This is a genomic window from Spirosoma sordidisoli (assembly GCF_004138325.1).
GTDB classification, from domain to species: Bacteria; Bacteroidota; Bacteroidia; order Cytophagales; family Spirosomataceae; genus Spirosoma; species Spirosoma sordidisoli.
Map to the genome: position 1 here is coordinate 686789 of NZ_SBLB01000002.1, position 14767 is coordinate 701555.

The 14767-nt window shown below is 57.7% G+C and carries 12 protein-coding genes; 6 read left to right on the forward strand and 6 right to left on the reverse strand.

Annotated elements, in window-relative coordinates:
• Positions 1–67 precede the first annotated feature (67 nt).
• The 4 genes from EQG79_RS11460 (at position 68) to EQG79_RS11475 (ending at position 6165) form a co-directional block, all read left to right on the forward strand.
• Entirely contained in the window at positions 68–1744 is a 1677-nt protein-coding gene (locus EQG79_RS11460; RefSeq protein WP_077923389.1) for a RagB/SusD family nutrient uptake outer membrane protein, read from the forward strand.
• A 135-nt stretch (positions 1745–1879) separates the two neighbouring features.
• Complete coding sequence (locus EQG79_RS11465) at positions 1880–4531, forward strand: YncE family protein (protein ID WP_129601531.1); 2652 nt, start codon at positions 1880–1882, stop codon at positions 4529–4531.
• Between the two features lie 59 nt (positions 4532–4590).
• Entirely contained in the window at positions 4591–4830 is a 240-nt protein-coding gene (locus tag EQG79_RS11470) for a hypothetical protein (protein ID WP_077923387.1), read from the forward strand.
• Positions 4831–4950: 120 nt separating this feature from the next.
• On the forward strand, positions 4951–6165 hold the full coding sequence (locus EQG79_RS11475) for a L,D-transpeptidase family protein (RefSeq protein WP_129601532.1): 1215 nt from the start codon (positions 4951–4953) through the stop codon (positions 6163–6165).
• Here EQG79_RS11475 and EQG79_RS11480 read toward each other — a convergent pair.
• Positions 6135–6863 carry a murein L,D-transpeptidase catalytic domain family protein gene (locus EQG79_RS11480; RefSeq protein ID WP_129601533.1) on the reverse strand — a complete coding sequence of 243 codons (729 nt, stop codon included), beginning with the start codon at positions 6861–6863 and terminating at the stop codon, positions 6135–6137. The two genes, EQG79_RS11475 and EQG79_RS11480, sit on opposite strands and share 31 nt — an antisense overlap.
• A gap of 109 nt (positions 6864–6972) precedes the next feature.
• Here EQG79_RS11480 and EQG79_RS11485 point away from each other — a divergent pair, with 109 nt between their 5' ends.
• Positions 6973–7713: an EcsC family protein gene (locus EQG79_RS11485; protein WP_077923385.1), complete on the forward strand. Its 741-nt coding sequence runs from the start codon at positions 6973–6975 to the stop codon at positions 7711–7713.
• 13 nt (positions 7714–7726) lie between these two features.
• Here the strand turns inward: EQG79_RS11485 and EQG79_RS11490 are convergent, their stop codons facing one another.
• From EQG79_RS11490 to EQG79_RS11500, 3 genes are all read right to left on the reverse strand, one after another.
• Positions 7727–9904, reverse strand: a complete 2178-nt coding sequence (locus EQG79_RS11490; RefSeq protein WP_129601534.1) for a glycoside hydrolase family 20 zincin-like fold domain-containing protein — start codon at positions 9902–9904, stop codon at positions 7727–7729.
• Between the two features lie 134 nt (positions 9905–10038).
• Complete coding sequence (locus tag EQG79_RS11495; RefSeq protein ID WP_129601535.1) at positions 10039–11121, reverse strand: serine hydrolase domain-containing protein; 1083 nt, start codon at positions 11119–11121, stop codon at positions 10039–10041.
• 38 nt (positions 11122–11159) lie between these two features.
• On the reverse strand, positions 11160–11822 hold the full coding sequence (locus tag EQG79_RS11500) for an outer membrane beta-barrel protein (protein WP_165358876.1): 663 nt from the start codon (positions 11820–11822) through the stop codon (positions 11160–11162).
• Positions 11823–11919: 97 nt separating this feature from the next.
• Here EQG79_RS11500 and EQG79_RS11505 point away from each other — a divergent pair, with 97 nt between their 5' ends.
• On the forward strand, positions 11920–12831 hold the full coding sequence (locus EQG79_RS11505; protein WP_129601537.1) for an EamA/RhaT family transporter: 912 nt from the start codon (positions 11920–11922) through the stop codon (positions 12829–12831).
• Between the two features lie 3 nt (positions 12832–12834).
• Here EQG79_RS11505 and EQG79_RS11510 read toward each other — a convergent pair whose 3' ends face one another.
• Both EQG79_RS11510 and EQG79_RS11515 read right to left on the reverse strand, forming a co-directional pair.
• Positions 12835–13845 (reverse strand): MlaD family protein, encoded by a 1011-nt coding sequence (locus EQG79_RS11510; protein ID WP_077923380.1) that lies wholly within the window; start codon positions 13843–13845, stop codon positions 12835–12837.
• A gap of 118 nt (positions 13846–13963) precedes the next feature.
• On the reverse strand, positions 13964–14710 hold the full coding sequence (locus EQG79_RS11515; RefSeq protein WP_077923379.1) for an ABC transporter ATP-binding protein: 747 nt from the start codon (positions 14708–14710) through the stop codon (positions 13964–13966).
• Between the last annotated feature and the right edge of the window lie 57 nt (positions 14711–14767).

The following is a 14767-nucleotide window of genomic DNA, read 5'->3' on the forward strand; positions in this document are numbered from 1 at the left end:
AGCCGGACCGTGCCGGATCGTCCGGTCCGAACCCCGGCTGCTGTTGGCCCGTAACTCAAGATATAGTATGAAAAAGATAGTTATTTCATCGTTGATGCTGTTCGGCCTGCTGGTTTTGAATAGCTGTACCGATCTGACAGAAAATGTACTGGACGAGTCGTCGGTGACGGGTCTGACCGACCGACAGGCCGCGGACGGGAACCTGGCGCCGGTATACGCCCGCCTGCCGGATCTGTTTACCCATACCAACTACTTCGCCGTTCAGGAAATCTCGACCGACGAAGCGATTCTGCCCTACCGGGGCGGCACAGACTGGGGCGACAACGGCATCTACCTGGCGCTGCACCAGCACCTGCCAACCAGTACCGATCCCAACCTTCGCAATACCTGGCTGATCCTGGCGCAGGGCATTTCGCGCTCGATTACCGCGCTGAATACCCTTCCGACCATCAATGACTCCAACACGAAGGTGTACCTGGCCGAGGCCCGGGGTATGCGGGCGTACTACAACATGATGCTGCTCGATCTGTTCGGGCTGGTATTCAAAAAAGATGACCCGCAGGCCACCTCGGAAATCCTGCGGGGTGAGCAGGCGCTTGAGTACGTCAAAAGCGAATTGCTCGCGGCCGAGCCCGACCTGCTGACCACCGTCGGTCCCGGTCGTCTGACCAAGGGGGGCGCCTGGGGCCTGCTGGCTCGCCTGTATCTGAACGCAGCTGTATACCGCGATCCCTACGCAGCCCAGTTCGCTTTCAAAACCGAAGACATGGACAAGGTGATCGAATACACCGATAAGATTATCAGCTCGGGTCAGTATCAGCTGGCGCCTGATTATTTCTCGGTTTTCAATGCCGACAACCATACGAATAAAGAGCTGATTTTTGCGGTCGATCAACGGGCGGAGCTGAACGGACACAATCGTCTGGCGTACTTCTCCCTCTCGGGCGATCAGTTTCCGCTGCCCGCCTTCACGGGGGCAAACGGCACCGACGGCCCGGCCATTACGCCTGATTTCTACCGGACGTGGGTAAACGCCTACGCTCCGCAGGACCCGGCTGGCATCGACCCGCGTTTCTATCGGAAGAACCTGAATATTCCGGCCGACTCCTGCATGACGGCGGGTAGCGTTGTGATGGATCGGGGTATCCTGCGCGGGCAGCAATATGGCCTGCTGCGGGTAAACGGTGCGTTTGTTCGCTGCGGCAGTAACTACCGGGTTGGCCGATTAGTCCACATCACCCGCAACCGGCCAACCCTGCCGGTCAATTTCACCGAGCAGATCGACTTCAGCGTGGCGGGTAGCAACTACAACACCGGGTACCGGGTACTGAAGTATGAGTTTAGCCCGAAATCGCAGTCGGGTCGTAACCTGGGCGATGTCGACATCCCCATTGTACGCCTGGCCGATGTGTATCTGATGCGGGCCGAAGCCAAACTGCGTAAGAGCAGCGACGCGGCCGGGGCGCTGGCTGATGTTAACGCGGTTCGGGCTTCCCGTACGGCCAGCACACCGGCTCCGGCGCTGACCAGTATGAACCTGGACCTGTTGTTCCGGGAGCGCGGGTTTGAACTGTACTGGGAATGCCAGCGCCGTACCGACATGATCCGTTTCGGCAAGTACGAAGGTACCTGGACGGAGAAGACAAATGCCGACCGGCAGAAGCGCCTTTTCCCCATTCCGCAAACGGCCATCGATGGCGCTTCGAACCTGCCGGGCTATCTGACTCAGAACGCCAGTTATTAATTCCGCGTAACGTCTGCTTTAGCGTGTATAGTCATCAGGTGGCCAGGGCTGCCTGATGACTATTTGCTATACGCCATGCCTACCGGGCTGGGGGGTGAAATTCACCCTTCCCCAAACACCGCTACCTGATTTTTTATGAAAACACCTGTTCTTTTCGTTTGTCTGTGCCTGCTCAGTTTCCTGTCGGCCGCGCAGCCGCGAGCCTATAGACACCGGTCGGATAAGCAACGTCTCGATGACCGCTCGCCAGCCATTATGCCGTATAACCGGCTTACCCAGTCGGCCGGAACCGTGTTGAGTTACGGCGACCCGAAACTCGAGAACCATACGCTGGACATGGCGCTGCTGCCGGGCCAGACGCAGCTGGTCATTGAGGATCGCTACGGCATTGCGGTGCTGGACCGGCCGAGCCGGCGGATCGTGCACCGGTGGACGTTCCGTGATGTGCCGGCCTACAAAGCGCTGATGAGTACGTACTCCGGTATAGAGGTGTTCAGCCACCAGAATCAGACCTATATCGTCTGGGGCGCGTCGGAGCGCGAAAAAGGCCAGTCCGGACTCATGATTGCTTCCTGGGCCGATGGTACCATAGGGAAGGTGGAGCTGCTGCCGTTCGTGCCAGTTGCGCCGGCTCCCATTGCGCTGGCCAACGACGTAGCCGTGCGGGCCGAAGGCGGGGAGACATATCTGTACGTGGTGCTGAACGGGAATAATCAGCTGGCCAAGGTTCGGTTTTCGGATCGATCGGTGGTCTGGACGGCCCAAACGGGCGTTGCTCCTTTTGGGGTGGCGCTGGCGGGTGATCAGGCCTACGTAACGAACTGGGCCGGACCCGTGCCCGACTCGACCAGTACCCACGAAACGGCCGGTGTACCCTGGGGCGCTGCCTATATCGATCCCCGTACCGGTGCCATGGCCCGGGGGTCGGTAACGGTAATCGACCTGAAAACGGGAAAGCCAGAAACCAGCATCGAGGTAGGGCTGCACCCGAATGCCATCATCAGTCGTCGCGATGGTCGGGTGCTTTACGTGGCAAATGGCAACAGCGATAACATTTCAGTCATCGATGCGCAAACCCGGCGGGTAACCGATTCGATCGCCGTAGGTTTGTTTCGCGGTCAGACGGCCTACATTGGCAGCACCCCCAACGCCCTGGCGCTCGACCCCACCGAAACGACACTTTATGTGGCCAACGGTCTCGACAATGCCCTGGCTGTCGTGTCGCTGGCCGACAGCAGCCGGGTTCGGGGCTATGTGCCGACGCAGGCTTACCCGGCCGGGGTTCTGTGTCTGGGTAACGAGCTGTACGTGGCCAACCTCGAAGGAAATGGGGCTCGGATTGCTACCGCCGTCGAGCTGGGAACGAGCCAGACTGCTCAGCCACAAAAGCCCGGTCAGCAGGCGTATACAGCGCATCGGCAGCTGGCAACGCTCTCCTGCATTGCCGTGCCGACGGAGGCCCAGCTGGTGAACTATACGGCGGATGTCCGCAGGATGAGTCTCCAGTTTCGGCTGGCCCTGGCGGAGCAGTTGCCCAGACCCAACCGGGCTCCCCGTCCGGTACCCGAGCGGATCGGCGAGCCATCGGTCTTCAAACACGTAGTGTACATCATCAAGGAAAACCGAACCTACGATCAGGTGCTGGGCGACATGCGCGAGGGAAAAGGCATGCCGTCGCTCTGTGTCTTCGGCGACAGCGTAACGCCTAACCAGCACCAGCTGGCCCGCGAGTTTATGCTGCTGGACAACTATTACGTATCGGGCAAGTCGTCGGCCGAGGGGCATCACTGGGCCGATGCGGCTATGGTTACCGACTATACCGAGAAAAGCGTACGGGCCTGGTTCCGGTCCTATCCGCACGTGCTGTACGACGCGCTGGTCTACAACAAAAAAGGAATGATCTGGAACAACGCCCTCGATCACGGCAAAACCGTCCGGATCTACGGCGAAGCCTGCACCTGCGAATTCGATAAGAAACAGTACGACTGGCAAAAGCTCTACCAGATGCGACAGGCCGGACAGCCGTTTTCGTTTACCAATACCACCACCATTTCGCGGGTAAGGCCTATTCTGGCGATGGACTTCCCCGGCTGCGATGACGAAACGATCAATGACCAGATGCGGGCCGATGCGTTTATCCGGGAACTGAACGAAGCCAGTGCCCGCCCCGGCGACGAATGGCCAAACCTGATGGTCATGTCGCTGCCCAACGATCACACGGCCGGTATGAGCCCCGAATTTCCGACCCCCCGCGCCATGGTAGCCGACAATGACCTGGCCGTGGGGCGGATTGTCGAAGCCATCAGCAAGAGCCGATTCGCGGCCAATACGGTTATTTTCATTACCGAAGATGACTCGCAGTCCGGCTGGGATCACGTGTCGGCCTACCGTACGACCGGCTTCGTGATCAGTCCGTATTCACGCCTTCGACGCACCGTCAGAACCAATTATAACCAGACATCCATGATCCGGACGATCGAACAGATTCTGGGCCTGCCGCCCATGAACGTGATCGACGCAACGGCGCTACCCATGTTCGACTGCTTTATCGACCAGCCCAATCCGGTGCCCTTTACCGCCCTGCCTAACCGCGTCCGGCTCGACGAGATGAATAAACCCCTGTCGAGCCTGCGCGGCCGGGCGCTGCACTACGCCCGCGAATCGGTTGAACAGGCCGAGGAAGGTATCGACACGGGCGAGGACGAGCTGATGAACGAAATTCTGTGGTTTGCCACGAAAGGCAACGCTCCTTACCCTCGCTTTCGGATGGCTGCCGACAAACAATAGCGGTCGGTGAGTGTTCTATCGGTGTAGTAGATTAATAGAAACCCGAAACGAACAACGGTATGGAAGATCCCGAAAAAGAAGATATCCTGCGTGCCAAACAGGCAATTTCGCCCGCTGGCTTAGGCGACCGCTCCGACAAAGCGACCCAACTACCCGGTAATGACTCTCCGGAAGACACGCCGGTGAGCGGCCTGGATACAACCCCGGCCGACGATGCCGAAGAGGATGATGTGGCGACCACCCATCCCAACCGGAACCGCGATGGTAAAGTAGATATCGATAAACCGCCCTACAGTTAAGGGCAAATGGGTACTGAAGAAGGCGTTTCGAGAGGAACGCCTTCGTTCGTTTAGTGCGTCTGTATAACCAATACCCGGTCCGACGCGTTATCAATAGACGAGCAGAGTCAACGTATGAACATGAATAAAAATAAAATTGGACTGGTAATCGGCGTCATTGCCGGGATTGTTATTGTGTTTTTTGTGGGTCGTTACCTGCTTACTCAGCGGGCCGCCGACCGGGAAAAGCAGGCTCAGGTTGAGCAGGAGAACGAAAAACTGGCAGCGGCTACCCAAAGTCTGCATCAGGTTTGCCGCTATGCCGATTCTGTCGGGATCGATACCAGTCGCTTTGCCGCCGGCGCACAGCCATCCCTGGCCCAGCTTGACGATAAGCGGGCGAGGCTGTTGCTTGAGGTTCGTTACGGCAAGAAGCCATCGCGCATGGAGTTCAACGGGTTGAGAGAAGCCGTAGATTCGTCCTGGGCGCGCCAGGCCGATGCTGCGTCGGTCGATGATATGCTGGCCCGTGCCGCTACGTTCGGCCCCTACAAGCAGCTGGTAGGCCATTATAACCGACTTCGGAAACAGGCCGGTAGCCGCCCCGCCATGGCCGATTCACTGCGAATTATCCGGCAGTCGCTCAACTTCTACCGATACACCAACCGGTTTGCGGGCGATCGGTTTGTTGTGGTCAACATACCGGCGGGCGAGCTCAATGTATTTGACCGGAGCGGTCGGCGTCTGCTGCCGATGCAGGTCATTGCCGGTAAGGCCGACAAGCGGACTCCCTGCATGACAACGGCCATCCAGAACATCGTGGCTTACCCGTACTGGAACGTGCCGAAGAGTATCGCTACCAAAGAAATGCTGCCCAAGATCCAGCGCGATGTGGCCTTTCTGTACAACCAGAATCTGGAGGTGCTGGACGAACGGGATAAGGTTGTCGATCCCGAGGATGTCGATTGGGCCAGCCTGTCAGAAACCAACTTTCCGTACCGCATCCGGCAGGCGTCGGGTTGCGAGAATGCGCTGGGACTGATCAAGTTCGACCTGATCAATCCGCTGGCTATCTATCTGCACGATACGAACGGGCGGGATATGTTTACCCTCACCGCCGACCGCTGGCGGAGTCATGGCTGCGTACGGGTACAGAAGCCCGTCGAGCTGGCCAACTTCGTGCTGGGCAAAGAAACGTTCGACAAAGGGTTTATGAACCGATGCCTGATCGATCAGAAACCGCAGACGATGGCCGTGGCTAAACCGTTTCCGGTGTTCATCGCCTACAACACGGCCGATGTAGACGCGGCCGGGCGGCTCCGGTTCTACAAAGACGTGTACGGATTCGACAAGTAAGCCGACTGTTTCAGGTAGTCCTGATTGGGGGCGTAAACAAACAGACAGGTACCGCCTTTGACGGCCTGTATGATGTTTTTCGAGTCGGCATAGGGTACGGCCGGGCAACCCTGGCTGCGACCCAGCCGGCCGGTTTTCTTAATAAAGTCCTCGCAGGCATAATCGGCGCCGTGCAGAACAATGTTGCGGTTATAGACTTGGTCGTTGAAGCCTTTCTCGAGCCCTTTTAGCTGAAGAGACAGACCATGTTTCCCCATATAGGTATTCAGCGTCTGGTAGAAACCCAGGCTGCTCTGGAACGAGGCATTGATGTTCGAGAAACGGCTGGCCATCAGGTCACCCGAGTGCTGACCGTGGGCCACGTAGGTGTTGAATAGCAGTTTTTTGTTGAGCAGATCAACGACATAAAACCGTTTTTTGGTAGAGGGCTGACTCAGATCTACTATAGACAGGATTGGCCTGGAAGCTCCCATTTTCTGCCAGCCACGCAGGGCGTATTCGAATACCTCTTTCTGAAGACCCGACTGGCCCAGATTGAGCAGGTCATACACAGCAAGATGACCGAAGGATTTGCCGGAAGCGGCCGTTTTTACAGACGATGTGGGCGTGGCAGAAGCAACTGTACGGGTAGCGCTGGGGGCGGTGCTGGCTACATTCAGCAAGGCAATCAGAGACAACGACACGACAATTCTCTTCATAAGGACAAGCGGCTGTTAGAAGGTTGGGTATAACAAAGATGTAAAGAAAAAACGCACCGGAGTCGGCAAAGATTCGTTTAAGATACGAAAAAGTCTGAATTTTCCTGCCATGACCCCCTACGAAACCGCCGTCCGAACTGAGCTAACCCGCTGGCAGCTAGCGATGCAGCGCCCGCCATCCGGCTTCGGAAAACTATCAGCCCAGTGGCAGCGCCGAATCAACCGAATGATTCCGCAGCGTGTGCATGATGTCATCACGACCGCTATCAAACAAATGACCCGGGGCGTTCTGTTTGGCGCCGGATTTCTAACCAGCAAACCCGCCGAGGGGCTCACGTTGACCGAGCGGGACGCGGCTGTTGCCGGGCGAATCCGGTTTTATCGGAATGCCAGTGCCGCCGAAGGGGGCGTAACGGGGGCAGGTGGCCTGCTGCTCGGGCTGGCCGACTTCCCGCTGCTACTCACGTTGAAAATGAAAATGCTCTTCGAGATCGCAGCCCTCTACGGGTATCAGGTCAGCGACTACCGCGAGCGGGTATATATGCTGTACATTTTTCAGCTGGCCTTCTCGAGTCAGGAACGGCGGCAGGCGGTCTACAAACACCTGGCCGACTGGCCCCGACACAGCCGTGAACTGCCGGAGGATATCAACCAGTTCGACTGGCAGACCTTCCAGCAGGAATACCGCGATTACATCGACCTAGCTAAAATGGCGCAGCTTGTTCCCGGCATCGGAGCCGCTGTCGGTATCGTGGTCAATTACCGGCTGGTCAATCAGCTCGGTCGTACGGCCATGAACGCGTATCGGATGCGGTTGCTCACCGAAGACCGAACGCTGCTGGCCGACTGAACCTACCCGTAGCTTAGTCTGCCCGAATGGGTGTGGCCTGCTCGGCAATGGTGATGTCGGCGGCTACGGCGGGTCTTAGCTTCGCCCAGTGAAACTGGAGTTTGTCGTTTTCGGCCCAGGTGCTGCCTTTCTGTTCGCTCAGGTGTACCAGCGGCATGTCGTTGTAGAGCGGACGAGTAATGGCAATTACCGCATCCCAGTAGCGAAGGGCGGCCTTCAGGTGCTGAACCGCGGCCTGCTTGCTGGTCTCGTTGCCGGTAGTGCGGTAGGTTTGCAGCGCAACGGCACCCCGCAGCTTCTCGGCCAAATGCAAACCCAGATTGGCCCATGCCTGCACGTCGGCCACTTCGTACCGCAGCGATCGGCTGGCGGCAGTCGGGATGGGCTTCACCAGTTGCAGCGCTTTCTGGCAGTCCTGCTCCAGCAAACGGGCCAGTCGGGCCGGGGTCATTTTGTCAAGGTCGAACGTGCCACCCGCGTTGGAAGTCTTTACATAGTCGCTGACCGACACATAGGATGGGTCGAGGGTAGGCTGGGTGATCTGCTGGTTAACAGAGATGTATGATACGTTTTTGTCGGCGTCGTGCGCCATCATCCCTTCGCTGTAGAGCGAGAAATCCCAGGTAAAGTCGAAGGCCGAGGCCAGCCGGAGTGGCGTTGTCGACGCCAGCGCGTAGGCCTCCAGCAATGGGCCGGCCTTGGGTCCATACCGACGCACGAACTCGGCCCGGAACACCGCATCGGCGGTGGCCGGATTGTACAGCAGCCGTCCCCACAGTTTGTAAAATAGCCATTGCCGCTCAAACGCGTACCGCCAGTCGACCGGTCCGCCGGGGGCTGTAAAATAGTCGCGGGCCGGAATGTAGGTTTCGGAACCCAGGAAATACCCACCGACATAGGGCTGACTGTTGGCTTTGACGTGCGCCCGTACAAACTCGGGCACGCCCCAGCGCAGGCAGAAAAAATCCTCGTTACGGGCGGTCCAGGTCACTTTATAGGCCGACGGAACGGGGTTGAAGTAGGTGTCGTATAGTTTGCCGCCATGCACTTTGACCAGCGTCGGTGTGGAGTGGGCGTGTGACCAGTTGTATTTCAGATCGGCCCAGATTGGCCCTTCGATAAAGTCCAGTGCCCCTTCGCGCTCGATGGATTTTCGGGTCAGTTTTTCGGTCTCGACACTCGTAATACCCAGCGAACCGGTTGTGCTGGAGAACGGAATGCGGTGGACCAGTTTCGTTTTCCGGCCTGCCTGGCGCATGCCCTCAATAATGGTCTGGTTCATCCAGTCTTCGCGCTGCTGGGGTGTCATGCCGCCCATTCCTTCGCCCAGGGTCAGCCCGAACCCGGTCAGTTCGGGGTACTCCTGCAGTACCTGCGTAACGCACTCGCGCGTGTAACGCTTCACAATGGCCGAGGTATCTCCATCGACGAAGTGCTTATGGTCGAGGTTATTCAGGGCGGGGTTGGGGTTATAGGCTTTGGAAAATTCGGGGCTGGTGAAGATATTGAATGGAATCAGATACGTCTCGATAGCCCGTTCACTGGCCATGCGGAAGATAGCTTTGAAGAGCCGCTGCCAGTCGGCCATCTGCGTCTCGCTGAAGGGGGTAGCCGCCGGGAAGTTGGTTGGCCGGATCATGAACGGGTAGGGGTGCAGGTTCCAGAGGCTGAGTGCGTTGAACCGATTGGCCACCATCATGTCCAGAAACGCCTGCCAGTAGAGCGTATCCCGGCATGTTTCATAGTGCAGGTCGAGCGCGTAACTATGTCGGTACGTATCCCAGGGAAGGTCGAATTTAATGGCGCGGAGGGGCAGATGTGGCCGTTCGCTGCGGGGTTTAAGCTGCGGCAGGGCCATCCCGTTTGTCAGGTCTTCGACAACCGACAGTGCTCCGTAAATCATCCCTCTTGCATCGCCACCGGTAATGGTAAGCTGTTTCTGACGCCAGTCGAGCGAATAGGCTTCGGCACCCAGCCCGGCATTGGCCGGTGCCAGCCGGATGCTGAAGTCGGCCGGCTGGTTACCGCTCTGTACGCTGTATGACCGGCTGCTGAGGGCCTTTGTCAGCTGCGCTACCGCGTACCGGCTTTGGGGCGACTGGTCAGTCTGCCGGATGGCAACCCGCTGCGCTGTGCTGGCCGGGGCGTACCCGATGAGCAGCCATAGCAGCACAAGGACGTGTTTGTTCATGGCGTAGTTTTGAGTTAAGGCAGGCCCTGAGCCGACAACCTGAATGAGAAAGACGAAAACCGAACGCGGCTACCGACGCTGCGCTATCAGGCACCCGGCTGGCAACACGCTCGCCGGGTATTATCGACTGGTCGTTAATCGATACCCAGAAACGCAGGAGCCGGATGTTCCCCGCCAATGAACTGCTGAACCATGTCGTCGGCAATATCCAGCCCGTTGAAGCTATTGGTGAAGTAAACGATACCATCGCCCCGTTTGCGGTCGGCAGTTACATAACACCGAAACGTACCGTTGTCGCCCCAGTGCCAGAAATAGTCGCCGGTCGGGGTACTCTCGATGCCAATCCCCAGCCCCCAGAATAAACCCGGCGACAGCGGTTCCGTACCCGAAAACGTTTTGGGCAGCTGGCGCTGGTGCGAGAGCATCTGATCGATCGTAGCAGGTTTCAGCCCTTTTGCATTTAGGATCGCCAGCACGAACCGGGCATAATCGTCGGCGGTTGTCTGCAGCGAGTACGCCATGTTGGGCTGCGTAAATCGGCCTTTGTCCTCTGGCTGGGATTCTTTGTCGTGAGGGTAGGCAAAGTCAGCCTCGAAAGCGGGTTGCCAGACATAGCTGCTCCGGGTCATCTGCAAGGGCTTGAACACCCGCTCGATCATCAGTTCATTGATCGGCTTCCCCGTAATTTTTTCGACGACTTTCTGCAAATAAACAAAGCCTTCGCCCGAGTAGCCGAACCGCTCGCCGGGATTGTATCGCATTGCCAGCTGGTTCGATTGTCGATTTTTTCGCCAGTTGGGCAGGCCTGAAGCATGACTAAGCACGAGCCGGGCCGTGATTTTTTTGTATCGCTCGTCGGCTGCTACGTCGGCATAGGGCAGGTATTCGTAGAGTGGCTTGTCGAGGTCGAGCTTACCCGCTTCAACCAGTTGCAGTACGGCGTAGGCAAAGACCGGCTTGCTCAGCGAAGCCGCGTCGAAAACAGTGGCCGGGGTCACCCGCTGGGTCGAGTCGGCTTTGGTTAAGCCATATCCCTGGCTGTAGGCTATCGTATTGTGGCGAATGAGGGCGAGGGACAGGCCCGGAATGCCCGCTTTATCCATCAGCCGGGTGACGAACCGGTCGGTGGCCGCCGGCGTGGAGAGGGGCTGATTTTGGGCGATAACAGCGGGCTCCAAAACTGACAGACACAGCAGGATCAGGAAAGATGATTTCATCGGGATGGGGTGTAAGAGGAAGCGTTAGGGGCTGCGGATCAGAACGAATAGGTGAGCTGGGTCAGCAGGCCCAGGTCAGTGGAAGGATTATGGGTCCGGATACCACCGAAGCGGCCGAGGTTGTAGGTAATCAGGGGCTGCACGATGAGCGCATACTGCCTGTTGAGCTGATAATGGCCACCGGCTCCGGCCAGCAGGTGAAAATAGGGCCCCGGTTCGGTGTCGAGCCGCAGCCGCTGGATAGGTTCGTCGGTCCGGTTCACGATGATCCTGGCCTGCATGGGCACGTCGATCAGAGTGCCGATCGACAGGTAGGGCGACAACCGGCGGGTCGACGTACGGGCGTTCAGCAGGAGCGGGAGCCTCAGGCTACGCTGTCTGACCGTAGTGGTGCCATCGTTGGCAAGCCGGCTCTGACGCAGGGTCGATGACCGGAACCACCCACCCGTACTGACCGACCAGCCGGGTGCCCAACTATACTGAATCGACGCGCCCACCATCACCCCCGATGACCAGAACCCTCCGTTCAGATAGACGGGTTCTACCAGCTGACCGTCGCTGTTCGGGTACAGCACCCGCTGTACGAACTGGGTACGGGTAAACACAGGCGCAACCGTGGGGGAGACGGACCAGGAGGCTTGAGCAACGGCAATCAGGGGAAGCAGGAAAGCGAGGACGGAAGCATACAGAAACCGATTCATAACGAAAGGCATTTTTCGGGTCGAGCCGTTAAAGATACACGTGCAACCGTCGGTCGGTGTAACTTCGCCCGAAAAATACCTCTTCGCAGGCGTTCCCATGCTTCTTCTGTTTCTGAGTATTCTGCTTTCGGTGGTGCTGCTGCTGAACTTCCGGCTCTTCCCGCGCTATGACATTAACACCTTCCAGGCCATTGTTTTCAACTATACCGTTTGTTTTCTGACCGGGTACGCCCTGCTTCCGGCGGGCCAGACCTTTTCGGTCGATTTCAGCCAGACCTGGACCTGGCTGGCGCTGGCGCTGGGAGTCGGTTTCATCCTGACATTTCTGCTTTCCGGCGTCAGTACGCAGCGTATGGGTATTACCGCTACCTCACTGGCTAACAACCTGTCGCTGGTCATTCCGGTCTGTTTCAGCCTGTTTGTCTTCGGTACGGGAAGCAAGCAGTTCGACGCGCTGAACTACGTAGGTCTGGTACTGGCCCTGGTAGCGGTCGGGCTGAGTACGTACAAAAAGAGCGCTGAACCCGTCGAGGGTCAGCCATCAACCCGTCGGCTAGGGGCCGGGGTACTGTTGCCGGTAGCGGTGTTCCTGTGTTACGGCACCACCAACACCATGATCAACTACATGAACCTGCGCTACATACCCACCACCGATAAAACCGTGCAGGTTACCCTGACTATGGTTCTGGGGGCTATCGTAGCCGGTTATATCATGCTGGTGGTTCGGCTGGTGCAGGGTCGGGAAACGTTTCAGGCCAAAAGCCTGGTTGGGGCGGTTACGCTGGGGGTGCCTAACTTCTTAAGTTTCTACACGCTGCTGCTGGCGCTGTCGGCTTTTGGCGGTAACGGGGCGCTGGTCTATCCGCTCTATAATATCGGAGTCATTTTGGTAGCCGCGCTGGTAGCCGCCCTGTTTTTTCAGGAGCGGCTATCAACGGCTAATAAGATTGGACTGGCTCTGGCCGTGCTGGCCATCGGGCTGATCTCCTGGCAGGAGTTGATCGGGTAAGCCTTAGGGCTGGGGGGTAGCCGCGGCTGTGCTGTCGGCTTTGCGTTTGGCTTCTTCTTTGGCACGCTTCTTGAAAAAGCCGCGCAGCAGGAAGTTGTTCTGAGCCGCTTTCAGATCTTCGTTCAGCAGCTGGGAGCCCGTGTTCAGGTTGCGCAGGGTAGTCCGCAGGTTGTTGGCCGTTTCCTGATCGGTCAGTAACACCCCCAGCGGACTGTTGGTATTGTTCAGCTTCTGCGAGGCCTGGTTCAGGTTAGCCACCGTCTGGTCGGCTGAACCGGCCGCGCTTTCGAGCCGACCGGCCGACCGGCTCAGGCGCCGGAAAATAGTGGTGTCGGTAACCAGCTCGTTGGCCAGCGACCCTTTGGTGTTGAGTTTGTTGGCAAACTGGGTTACGGCCCCCGTTACCTTGACGGCATTGGCCGAAGCCTGGCTCAGGTTGACCATCGTGGAGCGGAACCGGTCGGCCAGCGCCGAGTCGGTCAGAACCGCACCTACGGTACCTTTCCCCCGTTTGATGTTGCCAATCAGTTCCTTAACGTCATTGGTGACTTTCAGCAGGTTCTGGTTGTTTTCCTGCAGGGTCTCCATCAGCTTGTCAGAACTCATAGCGGCCAGCGTCTTCAGCCGGTCTCCTTCTTCAACGGGTTCCGATCGGGTAGAACCGCCTACGATCTGTACTATCTTGTTGCCAATCAGTCCGTCGGTGCTGATGGTGGCGCTGGCGTCTTTCCGGATATACTGCCGCGAGGTCTCCTCAATGTTCATATCGACCTCGACCTGCGAGGTGCCGAAGAAGCTAATGCGCTTCACGGTGCCGATCTTTACCCCCGAGAACCAGACGTTATTCCCGGCTTTCAGGCCTCCAACATCGTCGAAGACCGCGATGATTTTTATGCTGCTGGAAAAGCGTTTCTGCTGGCCGCCCAGAACGAACACCCCGGCAACGAAAATCAGGATACCGAGGGCGACGAAGATTCCGACAATGACAGAACGTTTATTCGATTCAGTTGGCATTGGTGTTATTGGTAGTGGTTGTGGTATACGTTGAGTGTAACTGGGTTCGCTTTCCGGGCGGGACATCCGGCTTGTCTGACAAGGCCACGAACATCAAACACGAATCGACGGCGTCTGTTCAATTCACGAAGTTGTAATTATAAAACTGCTGTACACGTTCATCGGGGTCGGCAAAGACTTCGTCGAACGTACCGACCCGTTCAAAGGTGCCATCGAGGAGCATGGCCACCCGATCGCCGGTAGTTTTGGCGCAGGTCAGGTCGTGGGTAATGATGATCGACGAAGCGCCGGTACGCTGCCGTACTTCGTTGATCAGGTTGTTGATCTCGATGCTGGTGATGGGGTCGAGACCGGCGGTTGGTTCATCGTATAACATAATTTCGGGCTTCAGCATCAGCGTTCGGGCAATTCCGATCCGTTTGCGCTGACCACCCGACAATTCAGACGGCATCTGGTTGATGGTCTGCGACAGCCCCACGTCATCGAGCGCTTCTTCGACCGCGCGGTTGATATCGGCCCGGCTCAGGTTGCGAATGTTGCGCACCAGCGGAAATTCCAGGTTTTCGCGGATGCTCATGCTGTCGTAGAGGGCACTGCTCTGAAACGAGAACCCTACTTTCTGGCGGAAGTCGTCCAGTTCGCGGCCCCGTAACAGGGTCACGTCCTGGCCCAGCACGCGCACCTCGCCGGCATCGGGCTTCAGCAGTCCGACAATGATCTTGATCAACACCGACTTACCCGTACCCGACCGGCCCAGCACCACCACGTTTTCGCCCCGGTGTACCTGCAGGTCAACGCCCCGCAGCACGTGCAGATCGCCAAACGACTTTTTCAGTCCCTGTATGTCAATTACTAACTCATCCATAAACCTGTAAAAGAGAAATCAGAAACGCCGGAGCAACAGATACGGCAGGGCTTCCGA

Excerpts from the sequence above, each read along its gene's own strand:
- EQG79_RS11465 (WP_129601531.1), top strand. The coding sequence starts at position 1,880 with ATGAAAACACCTGTTCTTTTCGTTTGTCTGTGCCTGCTCAGTTTCCTG.
- EQG79_RS11475 (WP_129601532.1), top strand. The coding sequence starts at position 4,951 with ATGAATAAAAATAAAATTGGACTGGTAATCGGCGTCATTGCCGGGATT.
- EQG79_RS11500 (WP_165358876.1), bottom strand. The coding sequence starts at position 11,822 with ATGAATCGGTTTCTGTATGCTTCCGTCCTCGCTTTCCTGCTTCCCCTG.
- EQG79_RS11510 (WP_077923380.1), bottom strand. The coding sequence starts at position 13,845 with ATGCCAACTGAATCGAATAAACGTTCTGTCATTGTCGGAATCTTCGTC.
- EQG79_RS11460 (WP_077923389.1), top strand. The coding sequence starts at position 68 with ATGAAAAAGATAGTTATTTCATCGTTGATGCTGTTCGGCCTGCTGGTT.
- EQG79_RS11515 (WP_077923379.1), bottom strand. The coding sequence starts at position 14,710 with ATGGATGAGTTAGTAATTGACATACAGGGACTGAAAAAGTCGTTTGGC.
- EQG79_RS11495 (WP_129601535.1), bottom strand. The coding sequence starts at position 11,121 with ATGAAATCATCTTTCCTGATCCTGCTGTGTCTGTCAGTTTTGGAGCCC.
- EQG79_RS11485 (WP_077923385.1), top strand. The coding sequence starts at position 6,973 with ATGACCCCCTACGAAACCGCCGTCCGAACTGAGCTAACCCGCTGGCAG.
- EQG79_RS11490 (WP_129601534.1), bottom strand. The coding sequence starts at position 9,904 with ATGAACAAACACGTCCTTGTGCTGCTATGGCTGCTCATCGGGTACGCC.
- EQG79_RS11505 (WP_129601537.1), top strand. The coding sequence starts at position 11,920 with ATGCTTCTTCTGTTTCTGAGTATTCTGCTTTCGGTGGTGCTGCTGCTG.
- EQG79_RS11470 (WP_077923387.1), top strand. The coding sequence starts at position 4,591 with ATGGAAGATCCCGAAAAAGAAGATATCCTGCGTGCCAAACAGGCAATT.
- EQG79_RS11480 (WP_129601533.1), bottom strand. The coding sequence starts at position 6,863 with ATGAAGAGAATTGTCGTGTCGTTGTCTCTGATTGCCTTGCTGAATGTA.